Here is a 2,209-nt window from a genome sequence, read left to right as displayed (position 1 = left end):
AACTCAATCCATATTGGATTACCTTATTAGAGCCTGAATTCCCCCCATCTCTAGGTTTCTTCAGAACGAAACGCACCGCCACTTTAGAAGAATGTCACTCAAATGCGATTCTCCATCGCGCGGCGATTTGGATTAGGGACAATAACTCGGCATTTAAGTCAACCTAATCAAACGTCAAATGCGATCGCGCTTTCTTATCCCAGATTTCTTTAAGAAGTCCGGGATTTGGGGATAATGATAGAAGAAAAAAAATTCCAATCCGCAATCAAAAATCTACTCATAGATGTAAATCTATGTCTGAAAGTTCCTTTGATAAAACTAATTTGGGTTGGCAATTAGGACAGTCGCAACAGCGATTGCAGGAGAGGTGGGAACTAAAAACTGCCCAAAATATACCGAATGTCAAATTGCCATCTTGGTTTGATTCCTCGATATTGGGTGCGATCGCTAAAGCCACCTTTTGGTTAATTTTAGCATTGCTCGCAGTCTGGGCGAGTTGGCAGATTTAGCAACTGTTACTTTTTTACATTCATAATTTTAAAAAGAGGAATCAAACAACTGATGGAAGTGCGAAAAAAACAATTAAAGATTTGTTAGTAGCAGAGTGGTTGTTGCGATCGCAAAAGTTGCAGCAACAAGGGAAATACCGCCAAGCTTGCCGCTGTCTTTACATGGCGGTTGCAGCGGTTAAATGATGTGGGAACCGCGATTCACCAACCCAGTCGCACTGATGGCGAATATTTGCAATTAATCCAGAAATTACCCCAGCCAGCGCCTTACGAAATTTTGATCAAAATACATCAGCAACTATTTTTTGGGAATAGGGAACCTTCCGCCTCAACCTTTGAAGAGTGTCAGCAAGCTTATCAACCAATTAAGGATTAAGTCGGTAAGCGCAAAAAAACAATAACATCCAATCGATAATTCTAGCGGCATGTTTTACAAAAAATTATTGCCAAAAACCGACCATCTCAAAAACCCCTACCCAATGGCAAATCGCCATCTAATTCTTTCCATATACAAGGGTTCAAGGTCGTACTCGAATAACGCGCGCAGCATCTAAGAGTACGACCTTGAAATGGTTCTATCAGACCGAAGTAGCAAATGGGTTGAAAGCCACGAAACTAGCACTAGCAATGGGATTCGGGTCGAGGTCGCCCACAATCGGCCCTGTGGGTGAATTCCATTAGTTGTCAGTGCCAGCGACTGTCACACAGCGAAGATTTTACCCGCGTACTTCACTTTCTTGAAAAAAGCTGTAGTGAGGAATCAGACTGATAAAAAGCATTTAACTACTTGCGGGGCATATTAGTAGAGCAAGGATTCCTCGCCCTACTAATAGCCTTAGATGAGAGTGATACTTGTTGCCGCTGTACTGCCGAAACTGTAGCCCGCAGTGGGGTTAGCAAGACCTAAGCGCACAATCCCATTATTGGTACTAAATGGGTTGTCTTGAATAGTAAAGGTTTGGCTGAGTTGGCCGTTGGCGAAGGACAACGTGCCGCCAGTGGGGCCGCCCGGGTTAAGCAGGTAGTCGGTACCATATACAGGTGCAGGGCCGGCGCCTGGAGTACCCGCCAGAATAATATAATCAATCGATGCTGCACCTAAGCCGCTTGAGCGGGTAACTGTAACCGTTGTGTTGCCCCCCTGAGTGGCGATCGAGCCGTAATTAGACGCACTATACTGGAAGATATTGCCAGATGCACTGCTGCTACCGTCAATAATGTCTAGTATTGCTGTTGACGGAGTGCCGACGGGGCCGTTGTTGAGATATAGGTTAACACTCTCAGTCATTTCAGGCACAGTATCAGCATTGACAAAGATGTTGAACGTCGTGGAAGTTACCCCAGGGCCAAAGTTGAGTACACCAGCAGTAGACGCATAATCAGCCGCAGTTCCTCCAGTTGATAGGGCGGTGCCGTCAAGAGTACTGTAGCTAATGGTTCCGGCAGCCGTACTGGGGCCGATGCGATTGACTGTCACCGTAGCAAAGCCAGATGATTCCGGAGTGGTGAAAGTAGCCGCACTAAAAACAAACTGGGTTGCTGTTGATGTTGCTGGAGTTGGAGTCGGCGTCGGAGTTGTCCCCGGAGTTGGCGCAACATCATTAATCGTCAAAATTGACGGACTACTGACATTGCCACCGAAGAGCACCAAATTCACCGTTTCCGCCGATTCCGAAATCGCATCAGTCAAAGTCGGCACG

At 46.0% G+C, this 2,209-nt stretch carries 3 protein-coding genes; 2 read left to right on the top strand and 1 reads right to left on the bottom strand.

The window, feature by feature from the left end; translation table 11 throughout:
• The first annotated feature begins 293 nt into the window (after positions 1-293).
• Both QUA53_RS02815 and QUA53_RS29120 read left to right on the top strand, forming a co-directional pair.
• Complete coding sequence (locus tag QUA53_RS02815) at positions 294-509, top strand: hypothetical protein (RefSeq protein WP_333094813.1); 216 nt, start codon at positions 294-296, stop codon at positions 507-509.
• 187 nt (positions 510-696) lie between these two features.
• A complete protein-coding gene (locus QUA53_RS29120; protein ID WP_333094815.1) occupies positions 697-885 on the top strand; it encodes a DUF4129 domain-containing protein in 189 nt (62 codons plus the stop codon).
• A 459-nt stretch (positions 886-1,344) separates the two neighbouring features.
• Here the strand turns inward: QUA53_RS29120 and QUA53_RS02810 are convergent.
• Positions 1,345-2,209 (bottom strand): Calx-beta domain-containing protein (locus QUA53_RS02810; protein ID WP_333094817.1); only part of this gene is annotated, 865 nt, incomplete at its 5' end.

The sequence above is a fragment of the Microcoleus sp. Pol12B3 genome, assembly GCF_036701355.1.
In the GTDB taxonomy this organism is placed as follows: domain Bacteria; phylum Cyanobacteriota; class Cyanobacteriia; order Cyanobacteriales; family Microcoleaceae; genus Microcoleus.
Note: the sequence above shows the minus strand (reverse complement) of the source record. Positions and strands in the feature narration are given on the sequence as shown.